This is a genomic window from Hydrogenophaga sp. FW305-3-2-15-A-LB1 (assembly GCF_058787875.1).
Genome location: NZ_JBYTAE010000017.1, coordinates 1 through 14,931, shown reverse-complemented (window position 1 = coordinate 14,931; position 14,931 = coordinate 1). Strand labels below are relative to the sequence as shown.

Genomic DNA, 14,931 nt, shown 5'->3' with positions numbered 1-14,931 from the left:
CCAGAACGATCCAGGGTCGACCGCCGTGCGAAACGGCGGTCACTGAAGGCCGTGGATCGGGGAAGGCGTGCGCGTCAGCGCATCAGGCGTCAGCGTTCAATCCCGAACCACTCGGGTGGAACCACCGTGGGCGGTAAGGTTGCCCAAGCCAGGGCTGCAAGAAGCGTTCAACGAGGTGCTCCGCCCGTTCGATGCCCCCAGGGGAGGCCATGGTCGCGGTGGTCGCGGTCACGGCTGCGGCGCAGTTTGCGTGGCAGTTTCCACTGTCGAGTTCAAGGCCCAGGCCGTTGATGGCCAGCTCTTCCGTGCCCGACCCGGACGTCATTTCGGTGGTCTGATCGGGTTGTTGCGGCCCTTGACTGACCGAAGCGTGGCCGCAACATTCAATCGTCGCTGCTGCAGGAAACTGCAGCAGCGACAGAGTGAACATCAACATGACCAAGAAGGCGCGCATGCGGTGCATTTTAAGCTGTGGGCATTCAATGGTCGCTTGCACGAGCGATCCGGTCAGCCAGTTCCGGGCGAACCGGCAACGGTACGAAGGCACTTACGGTGGATCGCCCGGGGTTGCCCAGCGGCAAGCGCCCGCTTACGTGTCCCAATGGCACCAACGCCAGCCTGAGCATCTGACCTGCAACCTCAGGCCAGTCTCGTGTGCGCAAGGACAGTTCAAGCATGTGTGCGTGCGTTTGTAGATGCGGCCACAGGTGAAGCTGTCCCACGATATGAGCGGCCTCCAGATACAACCAGGCCTGCTCGGTGGAGTCAGCAGCCTTCGCTTCATATATCAAGCGAGCATGTGTGGCGCCGCTGAACCGTCGACCGGCCGGCGAGTCAGTGCACGCAGCCATGATGGTCTCCTTCAACGTGACTCTTACCAACTTCCCCGTTCGTCTGCGGAAGAACCTCCCAACCACGGAGCAGAGCCCGCGCGGCCATCAGGCTGGTCACGTGATGCGGCGCACAGGCGCCAGCTGTTGCCCAGAAATAGAAAGCGTGGCACCTGAGCTTCATGCCGACTTGAGTTTCAGCAGGCGCAGACCGTTGAAGACGACCAGCAGGCTTGCCCCCATGTCCGCAAAAACGGCCATCCACATGGTGGCGTGCCCGGTGAACGTCAGCGCGAGGAATACGGCCTTGATGCCCAGCGCCAAGACGATGTTCTGCGTCAGGATAGCCGCCGTGCTGCGCGACAGCCGAATAAAGGTGGGAATCTTGCGGAGATCGTCGTCCATCAAGGCGACGTCGGCCGTTTCGATAGCGGTGTCGGTGCCGGCCGCACCCATCGCGAAGCCGATGTCGGCGCGCGCCAGGGCGGGTGAGTCGTTGATGCCATCGCCTACCATGCCGACCTGGCCTTCACCGCCGAGCAGCCCTTCGATGGTCTTGAGCTTGTCCTCTGGAAGCTGGGCGCCGCGCGCTTCTGTGATGCCGACCTGGGCGGCGATCGCTTGTGCGGTGTGCTGGTTGTCGCCGGTCAGCATGAGAGTGCGCACGCCCAGGGCCTGCAGGTCGGCAACCGCTTCACGGCTGGTTTCCTTCACAGTGTCGGCCACGGCGAACATGCCAAGGACTGCTGCATCATCCATCAGCAAGACAGCGGTCTTGCCCTGGCGCTCCAGTGCTTCGAGTTGGGACTGCAATGCCTCCTCGCTCAGGCCGCGCTCCTGGACCAGGCGATGGTTACCCATGTGCAGCATGCGGCCGGCCACACGGCCGCGCACCCCGCGACCGGGCAGGGCTGTGAAGTCGTCAACCTCCTGCAATGGCACACCGTCGCGATTCGCCTTGCGGGCGATCGCCTGCGACACGGGGTGATCTGAACGAGCGGCAAGGCTGGCAGCCCATGCGGCGATGTCTCCGCTGCCCAGCGGGACGAAGTCAGTTTGTTCAGGCTTGCCGTGGGTAAGTGTGCCGGTCTTGTCCAGGGCCAGGGCCTTGAGCTTGCGGCCGCCCTCAAGATAGACGCCGCCCTTGATCAGGATGCCGCGTCGTGCGGCAGCAGCCAGGCCGCTGACGATGGTTACTGGCGTGGAGATCACCAGTGCGCAGGGACAGGCGATGACCAGCAGCACGAGGGCCTTGTAGATCCAGTCGAACCAGGCGCCGCCGAATGCGAGCGGCGGGACGACCGCAACCAGCACCGCCACCGCGAAAACGGCAGGTGTGTAGACCCGGGCGAACTGGTCGACAAAGCGCTGCGTGGGCGCGCGGCTGCCTTGCGCAGACTCCACCGCGTGGATGATGCGGGCCAGCGTCGAATCGCTGGCACCTGCGGTCACGTGGTACTCGAAGGAGCCTGTCTCGTTGATGGTGCCCGCGAAAACCTGGTCGCCTTCGGCCTTCTCGACCGGCAGGCTTTCGCCCGTGATAGGCGCCTGGTTGATGGTCGAGCGCCCCGCAACAATCAGGCCGTCAAGCGCGATACGCTCGCCCGGGCGCACCCGGACCAAGGCCCCTTTGGCCACATGCTTGGCAGCGACCTCCTTCCACGAACCGTCGTCCTGCCGCACCGTTGCCGTCTCCGGTGCGAGATCCATCAGCCCTCGAATCGCATTGCGTGCGCGGTCCAGCGATTTGGCCTCGATGACCTCGGCCAGCGCGAACAGGAACATCACCATGGCAGCCTCGGGCCAGTGGCCGATCGCCATGCCGCCCGTGACCGCGATCGACATCAGGGCGTTCATGTTCAGGTTGAGGTTTTTCAGTGCGATCCAGCCCTTCTTATAGGTGCTGAGGCCACCCGTGAAGATGGAGACTAGTGCGAGCACCATCACCGCCCAGTGGTTGCCGTCGTTGACCCAGTACACGCCTTCGGCGAGTACCGCCGCAATGCCGGAAACCGCCATCGGCCACCAGGAGGTCTTAGGCGCGGGCGCCTGCGGATCGCGTGGTTCGTCCGTCTGCTGCACCTGGGCTTCCATGCCCAGCGACTCGATCGCTTCTACGGCGGGCTTGATCACATCCGGCGCATGCCGCAGGGTGAGTGTGCGTTGCATCAGGTTGAAATTCAGGTCCTGTACCCCGGCCATGCCTTGCAGCTTGCCGCGAATCAGGCTCTCTTCGGTCGGACAGTCCATCTTCGCGATGTGCAGTACCGTGGTCACCGTTTGCAGATTCTGCCGCTCGGCCCGCATTCCGATGGACTGCAGCGCTCTCTCGATGGGATCGGTGGACGATAGCGTGTGCTGCACGCCCAGCACGCGCTGCATCAGATTGAAGTCGAGCGCCGTGACGCCCGGCTCCTTGCCAAGACGGTCGCGTATCAGCGCCTCCTCGGTCGGGCAGTCCATGTTCTCAATGCGGTACGTCACGCGATTAGACGCTGCATCTGCAGGCGATTGTGGCTGCGATGGATGCACAGTCTGACCTGCGTACGCAGTCGCCACCGGCGCCACGTCCTGAGGGCGTTGCTCCTTGGCATGCATGCCGATGGTGGCAAAGACCTGTTCCATCTGCGCCCGTGCCTCGGCGAGATGCTTCACCCGCAGCGTGCGTTCGCGCAGGTCGAAGTCCAGGTTTTGAATTCCACGGAGCGGAGCCAGGTGCGCTCGAATGAGCATCTCCTCGCTCGGACAGTCCATGTTCTCAATGCGATAAGTGGTCAACGCCGCGGCTTCTCGCACGGCCTGCGCCTTCATGCCGACCGCGTTCAGGGCTTGCTCCAGGGTGTCCGGCGAGACGTTCCCATGCGAGACGGTCAGCTTGCGCTGCGGCAGGTCGAACTCCAGTCGTTCGACGCCGGACATGCCCTCCAGGGTGCGCCGCACCAGCGCTTCTTCGTTGCGGCAATCCATGTTGCTGACGTGGAAGATGGTCGTTTCGTGGGGAGTCTGCGTCTTGCCGCAGGCGGTCGCATCGATACTCGCGCCGGAACAGCCACAGGAATTCGCTTGGTCTTTGTTCATGGAATGGCTCTTTGGGAAGGGGGGTTTCCCCGCTTCTTCCCATTGGACACCCTCTAGTTGATATAGAGTCAAGACTTTTGCGGAGATCGACCATGCTGCGGATCGGGGAATTGGCCAAGAAGGCGGACTGCCTGGTGCAGACCGTCCGCTTCTATGAGTCTGAGGGTCTACTGTCCAAGCCGGCACGCAGCGAAGGCAACTTCCGTCTGTACGACGACGTGCATCTGCTACGGCTGCTGTTCATCCGCCGCTGCCGCGCCAAGGACATGACGCTGGAAGAGATTCGCCAATTGCTGAACTTCCGGGACCGCCCGGAGTTGGACTGTGGCGAGGTCAACACCTTGGTCGATTCTCACATCGCACAGGTGCGGACCAAGATCAAGGAGTTGCGAAAGCTGGAGAGCGAGTTGCTGGACCTGCGGCGTTCTTGCGACACCGCGCGCAGCGCCCGCGAGTGCGGCATTCTCAACAGCTTGGCCGAGTCCGCCTGATGCTCAGACGTCGCGGTGCGAGTCAGGGGCGGCCGGCAGAGCCCGCTTGTGGGCTGTCCGATTGAACGTCTCAATGATAATATTTTCTGCCGCCTGCTTGACGTCCTTCCCCTCCAGGAAGTCATCGACCGCGTCGTAGCTGACGCCCAGCGCCGCCTCATCGGGATGCAAGGGCCGCATGGACTCCAGATCTGCCGTGGGAACTTTGTTCGCCAGGGATTCATCAGCGCCAAGGGCCAGCGCGATGGCTCGGACGCGCCGCTTCGTCAGCCCGCTCAGCGGACTCAGGTCGAAGCCACCGTCGCCGAACTTGGTGAAGAAGCCCATGACGGCCTCTGCGGCGTGGTCGGTCCCAACCACCAGACCACCTGTTGCGCCTGCAACCGCGTACTGAGCAATCATGCGCTGGCGTGCCTTGATGTTGCCGTGCACGAAGTCTTGCTGCCAATGGTCATTAAATCCCAGCCCGCCGGCACTGAGTTGCAGCAGCATGGCATCGGCAGCAGGTTTGATGTCGACGGTGAGCACTTCGTCCGGATCGATGAACGCCAACGCGCGCTGAGCATCGGCGTGATCCGCCTGCACCCCATGAGGTAGGCGCATGGCGATGAACCGGGTCTGAAGTCCCGCTAATCGAAGTTGCTGTGCAGCGATTTGGCACAGGCGCCCCGCAGTGGTGGAATCGACACCACCACTGATGCCCAGCACCAGGGACTTCGCGGCCGCCGCACGCGCATAGTCCACGAGGAACCGAATGCGCCTGTCGATCTCGACCTGCACATCGAAGTGCTGGGGCACTCCGAATTCGTTCGCGATGCGGCGCTGGGCTTCGTTCATAGGAGCAATGTTATCGGCGCTGCAGCGACATAGGGTCCAACTCCGGCGGCCAGCTGCCACGTTCCATGACGCCGAATCGGGCTGTGCCGACATTCTGCAACGGCGTGCGGCCGAGTACGTGCCCGATGGGGGCCAGCACGAGCCGCACCAGCTGAGCCATGACTTCGGCACCATTGCGCGTCCGCCAGGCCAGGCCAAGCATGCTAGTGTGGCTGCGCATGTGCAGGCCTAGGTAAGGCTGCGACACGATGTGGCCAAGTTCCTGCGCACGCCACGCGGCGCGCATGTCGCCTTTGGTCTCGAACGAGGCCGACAGATTCACCTCCCGCAGAAATGCCGATACGGCGAGCACGCGCGCTGCGGAAGTGGTACTTGCTGCTGGAGCGCTCGTGCGGAATGGGTACACCAGCTGGGCACCGTAGGCCATCGGGAACTCGGTTTCCATCAGGCCCACTTCTTCGGCACCCAATTTGTGCTTCGGCAAACGGAAGGTGCCGAACAGGTGGTCCCACACCATCCAGAACTCCCCGAAGTTGACTTGGGCGTCTTCGTACTCGCGCTTGTGGTGCCAGCGATGCACCTCGGCCGCTCCAAGCACGAACCGAAGCGGTCCCACTCGGTAATCCAGGTTGGAGTGCTGGAACGCCAGATGCACGGCCAGCAGGCCCAGCCATGCGCCCACGGCCAAGGCCGGCGCGCCCATCAAGATCACGGCGACGAGGCCTGGTGCGGCCATCATCCCGGCGTGCAAGGGGTGGCGCCGCTCGCCGTTAAGCCAGTACAGCCGTTCGGAGCTGTGGTGGATCGCGTGGAAGCGCCAAAGCCACCTGACACGATGGCTGAGCCAGTGCACACCGTACAGGCTCAAGTCGAGGACCACGCCGACGGCAAGCGCCTGCGCCCACAAGGCCCACTGCTTCGGCCACCACGTGCCGGCCGACCACAGATGTGCCGAGGCCGCGATCAGACCGTGGACCGTCAGCAGCACCACCAAGTTCACGACCGCATGAATCGCGTCGCAAGCGCTGTCTCGGTGGTCCTCGTGCCAAGCCGCATGAAAGGGTAGTTGCCGCTCCAACAGCGCGACTGCGGCGAGCGCGGCGGCAACGGTCAGCGGCACGGTCGGGAAATACGGCCAGCCGCTCGCGAGACCACCGAATAGCACCAGCGCGGTCGCGCCAACGATCAGCGGATAACTGCCATAACGCATCGCAGCGCACATGAACGGCAATTCTCTTTTGCTCATTTTCTGTCCCTCAAAAGGCTCCGGCTGGCATTGGAAACCCTCTAGCCACAGTAGAGTCAAACTGGTCGTGCAGAGACCCCCAGCGGGATCGGGCTGCTGTCAATGTCGCTGCAGATTGCACCTATAGTCCCGGCCGACGGTGGGCATCCCGGCCACCGCAATGCCGTACTGCTTCGATGTTCACGCGCCTTGCCTCCTTCGCCGCCAATCTCCTCACCCTGCTGATGCTGTTGGGGGGCGGTGTGGCATGGGCCCAGGGGGCCGGTAAGAGCGTGGTGGTGACCGAGCGCACCCGCGCCGAACTGCTGGCCCACGCGCCGGAGGGTGTCGAGCCCGGCAAGCCAGTCTGGGTTGGCCTGCGGCTCGCGCATCAGCCCGAATGGCATTCCTACTGGAAAAATTCCGGCGACTCAGGCTTGCCCACGCGCCTGGAATGGAAGCTGCCAGATGGCGTGAGCGCCGGTGAGATTGCCTGGCCGATGCCACGGAAGTATCCAATCGGGACCTTGATCAACTACGGTTACGAGCACACGGTGCTCCTGCCGGTACCGCTGGCGATCACGCCCGACTTCAAGCCTTCGCCGCTTGGCGCGGCGCTGGAGGTCAAGCTCAAGGCGCACTGGCTGGTGTGCCGCAAGGAGTGCATCCCCGAGGAGGGCGAGTTCTCTCTTTCAATTCCCGTCATGAGCGCGACAGCCGCGCAAGGTTCTGCATTTCAGGCAAGCTTCGCAGCGCAGCCCAAGCCGCTAGCTGGACAGGCTACCGCAACCATCGAAGGCGCTGTCCTACACCTTCAGGTCCGTGGCCTGTCTGAAGGCCTTAGAGGAAAGTCGCTAGAGTTCTTTCCCGAGACCTCGGAGGTGATTGAAACTTCGGCCCAGTGGACTCAGGCATGGGAGGGCGAGGTCTGGACCGCGCGCGTGCCGCTCTCACCGTATCGCAGTCAGAGCCCTCAGGTGATGCCTATTGTGCTGACTCAAGGAAACGAAGGCTGGAGCATTGCCGCACGGGTGCAAGGTGCATGGCCTGCCGTCGCCGCGCCGGCCACACTCTCGCCGGCCTTGCAGCAAGCCCTGCGCGACAACACTGCTGCGGCTGCGGCGAATGGTGCCGGCCTGACGTTTTGGACGGCGTTGCTGGGCGCGTTGCTCGGCGGAATGATCCTCAACCTGATGCCTTGCGTCTTCCCGGTTCTGGCGTTAAAAGTGGTTGGCTTTACCCAGCATGCGGCGAACAAGAGGGTGCGTCGCATCAATGGGACAGCATATTCGGCCGGGGTCGTGGCTTCATTCGTGGTGCTGGGCCTTCTCGTCGCGGCGCTCCAAAGTGCCGGGCAGCAGCTCGGCTGGGGATTCCAGTTGCAGATCCCCGGCGTGGTTGCCGCGCTGGCCGTGCTGTTCACATTGATCGGCTTGAATCTGGCGGGCGTGTTCGAGTTTCGCCAACTGTTGCCTGCCCGCGTCGCATCGCTGCAGAGCAGCCATCCGGTGCTGAACTCGTTCCTCTCTGGCGTTGTGGCCGTAGTGGTGGCATCGCCGTGTACCGCGCCTTTCATGGGCGCGGCGCTGGGTTTCGCGATCGGGCTGCCCGCCGCGCAGGCACTGCTGATCTTCGCGGCACTTGGATTGGGCATGGCCCTCCCGTATCTCGTCGTCAGCTGGATACCGGCTACCGCGCGCATGCTGCCGCGGCCTGGCCCGTGGCTGGTCACGTTCCGCAAGCTGATGGCCTACCCAATGTTCGCGGCGGTGGTATGGCTTGCTTGGGTGTTGGCACAGCAAAGCGGGATCGATGCCGCAAGCGCGCTGTTGGTGTTGATGCTAGCCACGGCGATGCTCGCCTGGAGTCTTGGCTTGAGGGGACGCGCGCGCTTGGTCGTTGGCATGATCGCGCTGGCTTGGACCGTGGGCTTCGCTTGGGTGCTTGCTGGGCAGATCGACACGGGGCGGCCTGAGCGCGCTGCAGTTGCAACTGACGCAACTTGGCAAGCCTGGGAAGCAGGACGCGTGGAACAATTGTTGGCCACCGGGCGGCCAGTGTTTGTTGACTTCACCGCGGCATGGTGCGTCACCTGCCAGTACAACAAGAAGACGGTGCTGCAGGACGCTGCGGTGCTGGCCGATATGGCCAACAGGGGCGTCACGTTGCTGAGGGCTGACTGGACGCTGCGTGACCCTGCTATCACCGCTGCCCTGGCATCGCTCGGCCGCAATGGCGTGCCGCTTTACGTTCTTTACACTCGTGACGCAGCGCCGCAAATCCTGTCAGAAATCCTGGCTACGGCTGAACTGCGTGGGGCGCTCTCGGCCCTCCCCCTGGTTGTGTCGCGGCCCGTGTCGCCGTAAGTTGGAAGGAGTAGGCAATGGCTGAGACCGATGGTGACGACGAACTTGGCGGCCTCGACGCGAGCAACGCAACAGACCGCAAGATCCTACTGGCGGTGCTGCTCATCAACCTCGGGCAGTCGGCCGCCGGCATCGGACTTGGGATATGGGCTTCCTCCACAGCGCTGATGGGCGCTGGCTTGGACAACCTAGCCGACGCCTCGGTCTATGCTGTCAGCCTCTACGCGGTCGGTCGGGCGGCAATGGTCAAAGTGCGCGCGGCGCGCCTGTCGGGCGTGCTTTTGATCGGACTTGCCGTTTTGCTGCTGGTGGAGGTCCTGCGCCGCTTTGCCGGCGGTGAAGAGCCTGTGGGCCCCGCAATGATGGCGATGGCCGCCGCCAACGCAGCCTTGAACCTGGTGTGCCTTCGATTGCTGCGGCGCCACCGTGGAGAAGATGTGAACTTCAAGGCGTCGGCGATCTTCACGAGCAACGACTCAATCGTCAATGGTGCCATCGTGCTGTCCGGGGTACTGGTGATGTGGCTGGGGTCGAACGTCCCGGACCTTATGCTGGGCATCGTTGTGGCTGTCATCGCGGCGAATGGGGGACGTGAAATACTTCGAGAGGCATCGGAAACAGAACGGCGGACGAACTCGGAGCAAGGTGCGTGATCCATCCACAGAACCGGTGGACACTCTCCCGCCTTGCCCTTCGATCTTGAGCATGGCCTCCGCACTGGTGACGGTAATACGAGTCCCGCTGGGCACTTCATGACGCTTCCGGCGGCGTCGTTGCGACGCTGGGGAACCCAAACCTGACATTCTCAAAGGACGCAGACCTTGCGGTGCGCGATGCTTGAGATACGGTCGGACGATGACATCGCTGATGTGTTTTAAACGAGTCTCAGCTGGCCGCCTTTGACGCGAGTCGCGGGGGCGCAGACCTATCCCGCGGGTTCAGCTTTTTCAGGCCGCCATTTCAATGCAGGCCATTCGCACAAACTCGACAGACCCGGCGAGCCGTGCTCCAACCACGCCTTGCGCCCCATCGCCCATGGCCGCACTAGGCGCTCGATGTGGTTGTTCGCCGTCATGCAGGAAGCGGCCCAACGCACTCTGGGCTTCCCCCAGTTTCCCGGACACATCCAATGACATGATGTGTTCAGGAGATAGGCATGACAAGAACCCGAAGGAGCTTCACGGACGAGTTCAAACGTGAAGCGGTAAAGCTGTGCAAACAGCCAGGCGCCACCGTCACGCACATTGCGCGAGACCTCGGCATTGATGCTGGTGTGCTCAGGCGTTGGGTGACTCAGGAACGTGGTGGGGTTCTGGACCTCAGAGCGAACCGACCATTGCGCAGTGAGGCTGCCACGGAAGTGGAGCGGTTGCAACGCGAATTGCGCCGCGTGACCACGGAGCGCGACATCTTAAAAAAAGCGCTCGGCTACTATGCCAAGGACCCGCAGTGAAGTACGGCTTCATTGCGCGGCATCGTAGTGTCTGGCCCACCCGCACCATGTGCCGGGTTCTGGCGGTCTCCCACAGCGGCTTCTACGAATGGATGGACAGAGCGCCGAGTCAGCGCAGCCAAGACGATTCCAGGCTCACCCGCCTCATCCGAGAGAGCTTCGAGCTCAGCGACCGCACCTACGGTAGTCCACGCGTCTGGCACGACCTGCGAGCGCTGGGCGAGAGTTGCGGGATGAACCGGGTCATCCGGCTGATGCACCTGGCCAAGCTGCAAGCCCGCCACAAGCGACGCAGGCTACCCGGCGATACGGGCAGCAGACTTGAGAACCACATCGCCCCCAACCATCTGCAGCGCGACTTCGAGGCCAGTGGTCCGAACCAGAAGTGGGTGGCCGACTTCACCTACATCTGGACGGCAGAGGGCTGGCTGTATGCGGCAGCGGTGATGGACCTGTACTCACGCCGCATCGTGGGCTGGTTAATGAGCGACACCATGCAGGCCAAGATGGTGAGCGACGCCTTGTTGATGGCTCTTTGGCGGCGCGGCAAACCCAGCTCGCTGATGCCAGTCTGACCTTGACGCATTGCTAAGCACCACGGATGTGGGTGAGGTATGGGGCGTGGGCCCGCGCATCGCAAAGCAACTGAAGGAAGGCGACATTCAGATCGTCCTCGACTTTGTCCGCATGGACTCAGCCACAGTGCGGCGCCGTTGAAGCGTGACTCTGGAGCGCACGCTTCGCGAGCTGCAGGGGCAGCAGTGCATCGAGCTCGACGACGCACCTGGGCCCAAGAAACAGATCGCTTGCACTCGCTCCTTTGGGAAACCAGTTCACGAGTTGCGGCCGCTGATCGAAGCAGTGAGCGAGTTCGCGGGCAGAGCGGGAGAGAAACTGCGCGCACAGGACAGCATCGCGACCGAGATGCTCGTGTTCGTTCACACCTCGCCCCACAGAGCAGGCCCACAGCTGTCACGCAGCATCGTAGTGCAGCTTCCGAAGCCAACCGCAGATACTCTCGCACTCGTGCAGGCAGCGGCTGACGGCATGCGATGCATGTACGTGCCTGGCTATCGTTTCAGCAAGGCCGGTGTGATCCTTGTGGATCTTCTGCCAGCGACGATGCATCAGGGCAGCCTGGACTTCGATGCACCGACCGAACCTACATGCAATGGGGCGCGCGCGCCTCATGGAGGCAATGGATGCGATCAATGGGCGCTTTGGCAAGGGTACGGTGCACTCCGCCTCGACTGGGAAGACTGGTCCGCTGCGTGAATGGGACATGAAGCAAGAGCGGCGCACACCGCAGTACACCACGCGGTTTGAGGACATCCCTGTCGCGAGGGCCTGACTCAATTTAGTCCGAAGACGTTCAGATCAAGCTCGGTCTGCCTGCTCAGTCGCAAGCCTGCGAAGCGCCTCAACCTCTAGCGACGTCGGCGGCCTGTCTGTTCCCAAGGCGGCCAAGTCGCAAGAGACCTTGGCCAACAGGTGCGCGTGATACAGCGCAACACGCTCATGACCGTCGCAACACTCCGCAGCGAACAGTCCGCGCCTGCCTGATAGGAGCTGCAGGGCCGTGACCAGGGACCAGTTGGACCCATGAGCAGCCTTCAACTCAGCGATCGCTCTCTCTTGATCTTCGCTCTCCATCGCCCATGCCAGCACAACGTGAGCGCAATGCCGGACTAGAGGCAGATCAGCCGGAGCAGCAGCACGTGCCTTCGCAATTTTGTGGGCCAGTGCGAGGCTTTGGTTTCGCATGGGTGTGTGAGGGCCGATCCGCGTCATTCCACTGGGGACAGCGCCAGAACTATGCCGTCGCCGTAGAGGAGATTGAGCAACTGCGTTTCGTGCTCATCCTGGAACCTTGGCTCGTCAAGTATCGCGCTTCTGATGTAGACGATCGCGGGTACCACGACGTGGGCTTCGATCAGTGGAAACCCGGCAGCTGTGTACGAGCCGCCAGTGAACTCAAGGCCTGCTGTTTCATACGCGCGCCTGGTCACCACGTTGTCAGGGGTCTCGAGATGATCCTTGATGCGTCGACAGAGCTCGCGGGTCGTTTGAACTTGCGGGAGCCTGTCCAGGTATTCGGCAACCTGCTGGAGCAGGGCCAAGCTTTCGGCGTGCTGAGGGTCGATCGGTTGCGTCATCCGCTAAGTATGCCGTCCAGCGCCCTGCGGCCGAGGGAGACGAGTTCGCGATGCTTGCAACCCGGGTAGGGAAGTTGCCACAATTGAAATTCAGCCCACACCTTGCGACCAGCCTTTGCGCGTACCGACACTCTTTGGCACTGGAAAGTCGAACGAATCGTGAAAAGATCGGGGAATGAAGATGGACACACTACCCTCCCCCACCGGCGATAGCGAAGGCACGCTTGAAACCCGCATCGCAGATGCACTGCGTTCGTTTGTGGAGGGTGTTGCTCTCAATGCAAGCGAGGACTTTCCTGACGAAGTCAACGATCGGCTTGCGGGTGTCGCTGCAACCGCTGAAGCCGCCATGGCAAAAGTCTCCGGACGAGCCAGAGACGACGTCACGAGGCTCCTAAACGTATCCGTCCAGGCATCGACCAAGCCAAAGAAGGTGTTGTGGCTGCACAGAGCAGCTGACGCCTTTGCAGCGGCCATAGAACCGGTCGCAGCCTGCCGCTCCGGTTGCAGTCATTGCTGCCACATCCCGATCAAAATTTCCGCAACAGAAGCACGCGCGATAGGGAAAGCGATCGGACGCTCTCCCCAACCCTTGCATGAACATCATGAGCTGCCCACTATGGGTTACGACACGCCATGCACGTTCCTTAAGGACAGCAACTGCAGCATCAGAAACCACCGGCCTGCAGTCTGTCGAACGCATTTCAACGTGGATGTAGATGAACTTCTGTGCCAACTGTTCCCTGGTCAGGCGATCCCGGTTCCATACGTAGACACACGGCAGTTCGCCATGGTGAGTGTCCTGATCGAACAGGATTCAAGGGCGTGGGCGGACATCCGTCAGTGGTTCCCCGGGGAGCCGGCCCGCGGGTCCTAGGGAAGTCGCAGCATCAGAAATTTGCAGGGCTCCTAGTGTGATGTCCCGCAAATAACTGGCATTAATCCTGCATGCCCATGCGGTATCTTTGAAAAGGAGATATCGCGATGAGAACAGGTCGGCCAAAGGCAGAACTGGTGTTGAGTGATGACGAACGGGTTCAGTTGCAGTCGTTTGCGCGCAGCCGTTCGTTGCCTGCGGCGTTGTGCAATCGCGCGCGCCTTGTGCTTGCCAGCGCCCAGGGCGAGGCCAACAATGCGATTGCTCAGCGGCTGAAGATGACCAAGCAGACGGTGGGCAAATGGCGCTCGCGCTTCATCGAACGACGCATCGCCGGTCTGTACGACGATATGCGCCCGGGCAAGCCGCGCACGATCGACGATGAACGCGTGGCCCAGTTGATCAAGACCACGCTGCACACCAAGCCCGCCGACGGTTCGACGCACTGGAGCGTGCGAACGGTGGCCGCCGAGACCGGCATCTCCAAGACCAGTGTGCAGCGCTACTTCCAGCTCTTTGGCCTGCAGCCGCACCGCAGCGAGAGCTTCAAACTCTCCAACGATCCGTTCTTCATCGAGAAGCTGCGCGACGTGGTCGGCCTGTACCTGAGTCCCCCGGAAAACGCGCTGGTCCTGTGCGTGGACGAGAAGAGCCAGTGCCAGGCCCTGGAGCGTACGCAGCCGATGTTGCCCATGGGGTTCGGCTACGTTGAGGGTGTCACTCATGACTACAAGCGCCACGGCACGACCACGCTGTTCGCGGCGCTGAATGTGCTCAATGGTGCCGTGCTGGCAGCGTGCAAGCCGCGCCACCGGCATCAGGAGTTCCTGGCCTTCCTGCGCGAGATCGACAAGGCCGTACCAAGCGAGTTGAACATTCACTGCATCTGCGACAACTACGCCACCCACAGCCATCCGAAGATCAAGGCATGGCTGGCGAGCAGGCCGCGTTGGCACATGCACTTCATCCCAACCTACAGCTCCTGGCTCAACCAAGTCGAGCGCTTCTTCGCCCTGATCACGGACAAGACCATCCGTCGCGGCTCCTTCACCAGCGTCAAGCAGCTCGTGCAGCGCATCGATCACTTCGTCTGCGCCTACAACACGAACTGCCAGCCCTTCAAGTGGACTGCCACTGCAGATTCGATCCTCGAAAAGCTCCACCGACTTTGCTCACGTATCAGCGGGACAGCACACTAGGGTGGTCTGCAAATAGATCCTGGCCACTCTCCTGTCAGTTAGCGAATCGGGAGTGACTGCCGCATCGTTGGTCTCCAGCCAACTTCAATTTGCAGCCTTACAGAGTGAGGTGAACTTTTTAGGCGGCATCACGCGCTAAAAGCTTCCGGGGCATGCCGATGACATCAGAGGCGCGTTGATCCTGCGGTGCAACCTCATTCTTCCCGGATCGCCGCGCCTCGCAGCCGCAAGGCGTTGCCGATCACCGACGCCGAGCTCAGGCTCATGGCCAGCGCGGCGATCATGGGCGACAGCAGCCAGCCGGTGAATGGGTACAACAAGCCCGCGGCCAGCGGAATGCCTAGGGCGTTGTAGAGGAAGGCGAACGCCAGGTTCTGCTTCATGTTGGCCACGGTCGCGACCGAGAGCGAGCGGGCCGT

General features: G+C 62.3%; 14 protein-coding genes and 2 pseudogenes. 9 read left to right on the top strand and 7 right to left on the bottom strand.

Annotated elements, in window-relative coordinates:
* Positions 1-82: 82 nt before the first annotated feature.
* The 3 genes from AC3WPZ_RS07135 to AC3WPZ_RS07125 form a co-directional block, all read right to left on the bottom strand.
* Positions 83-496: a hypothetical protein gene (locus AC3WPZ_RS07135; protein WP_492438834.1), complete on the bottom strand. Its 414-nt coding sequence runs from the start codon at positions 494-496 to the stop codon at positions 83-85.
* Positions 480-851, bottom strand: coding sequence for a DUF3703 domain-containing protein (locus AC3WPZ_RS07130; RefSeq protein WP_492438935.1), 372 nt, complete (start codon positions 849-851; stop codon positions 480-482). The genes AC3WPZ_RS07135 and AC3WPZ_RS07130 overlap by 17 nt, the downstream gene beginning before the upstream one ends.
* 159 nt (positions 852-1,010) lie before the next feature.
* A complete protein-coding gene (locus AC3WPZ_RS07125) occupies positions 1,011-3,908 on the bottom strand; it encodes a heavy metal translocating P-type ATPase (protein ID WP_492438832.1) in 2,898 nt (965 codons plus the stop codon).
* 92 nt (positions 3,909-4,000) lie between these two features.
* Between AC3WPZ_RS07125 and cadR the strand changes: the two genes are divergently transcribed.
* A complete protein-coding gene (gene cadR, locus AC3WPZ_RS07120; protein ID WP_492438830.1) occupies positions 4,001-4,399 on the top strand; it encodes a Cd(II)/Pb(II)-responsive transcriptional regulator in 399 nt (132 codons plus the stop codon).
* A 3-nt stretch (positions 4,400-4,402) separates the two neighbouring features.
* Here cadR and nadE read toward each other — a convergent pair whose 3' ends face one another.
* Entirely contained in the window at positions 4,403-5,236 is an 834-nt protein-coding gene (gene nadE, locus AC3WPZ_RS07115) for an NAD(+) synthase (RefSeq protein WP_492438828.1), read from the bottom strand.
* A 10-nt stretch (positions 5,237-5,246) separates the two neighbouring features.
* The gene (locus AC3WPZ_RS07110) at positions 5,247-6,482 is read right to left on the bottom strand and encodes a sterol desaturase family protein (RefSeq protein WP_492438826.1); all 1,236 of its coding nucleotides are present in this window, start codon (positions 6,480-6,482) and stop codon (positions 5,247-5,249) included.
* Between the two features lie 176 nt (positions 6,483-6,658).
* On the opposite strand from AC3WPZ_RS07110, the gene AC3WPZ_RS07105 reads away from it, so the two are divergent.
* The 6 genes and pseudogenes from AC3WPZ_RS07105 (at position 6,659) to AC3WPZ_RS07080 (ending at position 11,631) form a co-directional block, all read left to right on the top strand.
* A complete protein-coding gene (locus tag AC3WPZ_RS07105; RefSeq protein ID WP_492438824.1) occupies positions 6,659-8,827 on the top strand; it encodes a protein-disulfide reductase DsbD family protein in 2,169 nt (722 codons plus the stop codon).
* Positions 8,828-8,844: 17 nt separating this feature from the next.
* Positions 8,845-9,480: a cation efflux transmembrane domain-containing protein gene (locus tag AC3WPZ_RS07100; RefSeq protein WP_492438822.1), complete on the top strand. Its 636-nt coding sequence runs from the start codon at positions 8,845-8,847 to the stop codon at positions 9,478-9,480.
* Between the two features lie 503 nt (positions 9,481-9,983).
* Positions 9,984-10,846 (top strand): annotated as a pseudogene (locus tag AC3WPZ_RS07095) (IS3 family transposase); the annotation flags it as partial.
* Positions 10,847-10,883: 37 nt separating this feature from the next.
* Complete coding sequence (locus tag AC3WPZ_RS07090; protein WP_492438820.1) at positions 10,884-10,997, top strand: hypothetical protein; 114 nt, start codon at positions 10,884-10,886, stop codon at positions 10,995-10,997.
* Positions 10,998-11,000: 3 nt separating this feature from the next.
* Positions 11,001-11,555 carry a DinB/UmuC family translesion DNA polymerase gene (locus tag AC3WPZ_RS07085; RefSeq protein WP_492438818.1) on the top strand — a complete coding sequence of 185 codons (555 nt, stop codon included), beginning with the start codon at positions 11,001-11,003 and terminating at the stop codon, positions 11,553-11,555.
* The gene (locus tag AC3WPZ_RS07080; protein ID WP_492438817.1) at positions 11,515-11,631 is read left to right on the top strand and encodes a DUF4113 domain-containing protein; all 117 of its coding nucleotides are present in this window, start codon (positions 11,515-11,517) and stop codon (positions 11,629-11,631) included. The genes AC3WPZ_RS07085 and AC3WPZ_RS07080 overlap by 41 nt, the downstream gene beginning before the upstream one ends.
* Positions 11,632-12,067: 436 nt before the next feature.
* Here AC3WPZ_RS07080 and AC3WPZ_RS07075 read toward each other — a convergent pair whose 3' ends face one another.
* The gene (locus AC3WPZ_RS07075) at positions 12,068-12,436 is read right to left on the bottom strand and encodes a hypothetical protein (RefSeq protein WP_492438816.1); all 369 of its coding nucleotides are present in this window, start codon (positions 12,434-12,436) and stop codon (positions 12,068-12,070) included.
* Between the two features lie 175 nt (positions 12,437-12,611).
* On the opposite strand from AC3WPZ_RS07075, the gene AC3WPZ_RS07070 reads away from it, so the two are divergent.
* Positions 12,612-13,313, top strand: coding sequence for a YkgJ family cysteine cluster protein (locus AC3WPZ_RS07070; RefSeq protein WP_492438814.1), 702 nt, complete (start codon positions 12,612-12,614; stop codon positions 13,311-13,313).
* Positions 13,314-13,420: 107 nt separating this feature from the next.
* Positions 13,421-14,512, top strand: a complete 1,092-nt coding sequence (locus tag AC3WPZ_RS07065; protein WP_492438812.1) for an IS630 family transposase — start codon at positions 13,421-13,423, stop codon at positions 14,510-14,512.
* 194 nt (positions 14,513-14,706) lie between these two features.
* Here the strand turns inward: AC3WPZ_RS07065 and AC3WPZ_RS07060 are convergent.
* Positions 14,707-14,931: pseudogene (locus AC3WPZ_RS07060) on the bottom strand (copper-transporting ATPase); the annotation flags it as partial.

What these genes read in the sequence shown, in the direction of transcription:
- AC3WPZ_RS07130 (WP_492438935.1), bottom strand. Translation starts at nt 851, where the DNA reads ATGGCTGCGTGCACTGACTCGCCGGCCGGTCGACGGTTCAGCGGCGCC.
- AC3WPZ_RS07125 (WP_492438832.1), bottom strand. Translation starts at nt 3,908, where the DNA reads ATGAACAAAGACCAAGCGAATTCCTGTGGCTGTTCCGGCGCGAGTATC.
- cadR (WP_492438830.1), top strand. Translation starts at nt 4,001, where the DNA reads ATGCTGCGGATCGGGGAATTGGCCAAGAAGGCGGACTGCCTGGTGCAG.
- nadE (WP_492438828.1), bottom strand. Translation starts at nt 5,236, where the DNA reads ATGAACGAAGCCCAGCGCCGCATCGCGAACGAATTCGGAGTGCCCCAG.
- AC3WPZ_RS07110 (WP_492438826.1), bottom strand. Translation starts at nt 6,482, where the DNA reads ATGAGCAAAAGAGAATTGCCGTTCATGTGCGCTGCGATGCGTTATGGC.
- AC3WPZ_RS07105 (WP_492438824.1), top strand. Translation starts at nt 6,659, where the DNA reads ATGTTCACGCGCCTTGCCTCCTTCGCCGCCAATCTCCTCACCCTGCTG.
- AC3WPZ_RS07100 (WP_492438822.1), top strand. Translation starts at nt 8,845, where the DNA reads ATGGCTGAGACCGATGGTGACGACGAACTTGGCGGCCTCGACGCGAGC.
- AC3WPZ_RS07075 (WP_492438816.1), bottom strand. Translation starts at nt 12,436, where the DNA reads ATGACGCAACCGATCGACCCTCAGCACGCCGAAAGCTTGGCCCTGCTC.
- AC3WPZ_RS07070 (WP_492438814.1), top strand. Translation starts at nt 12,612, where the DNA reads ATGAAGATGGACACACTACCCTCCCCCACCGGCGATAGCGAAGGCACG.
- AC3WPZ_RS07065 (WP_492438812.1), top strand. Translation starts at nt 13,421, where the DNA reads ATGAGAACAGGTCGGCCAAAGGCAGAACTGGTGTTGAGTGATGACGAA.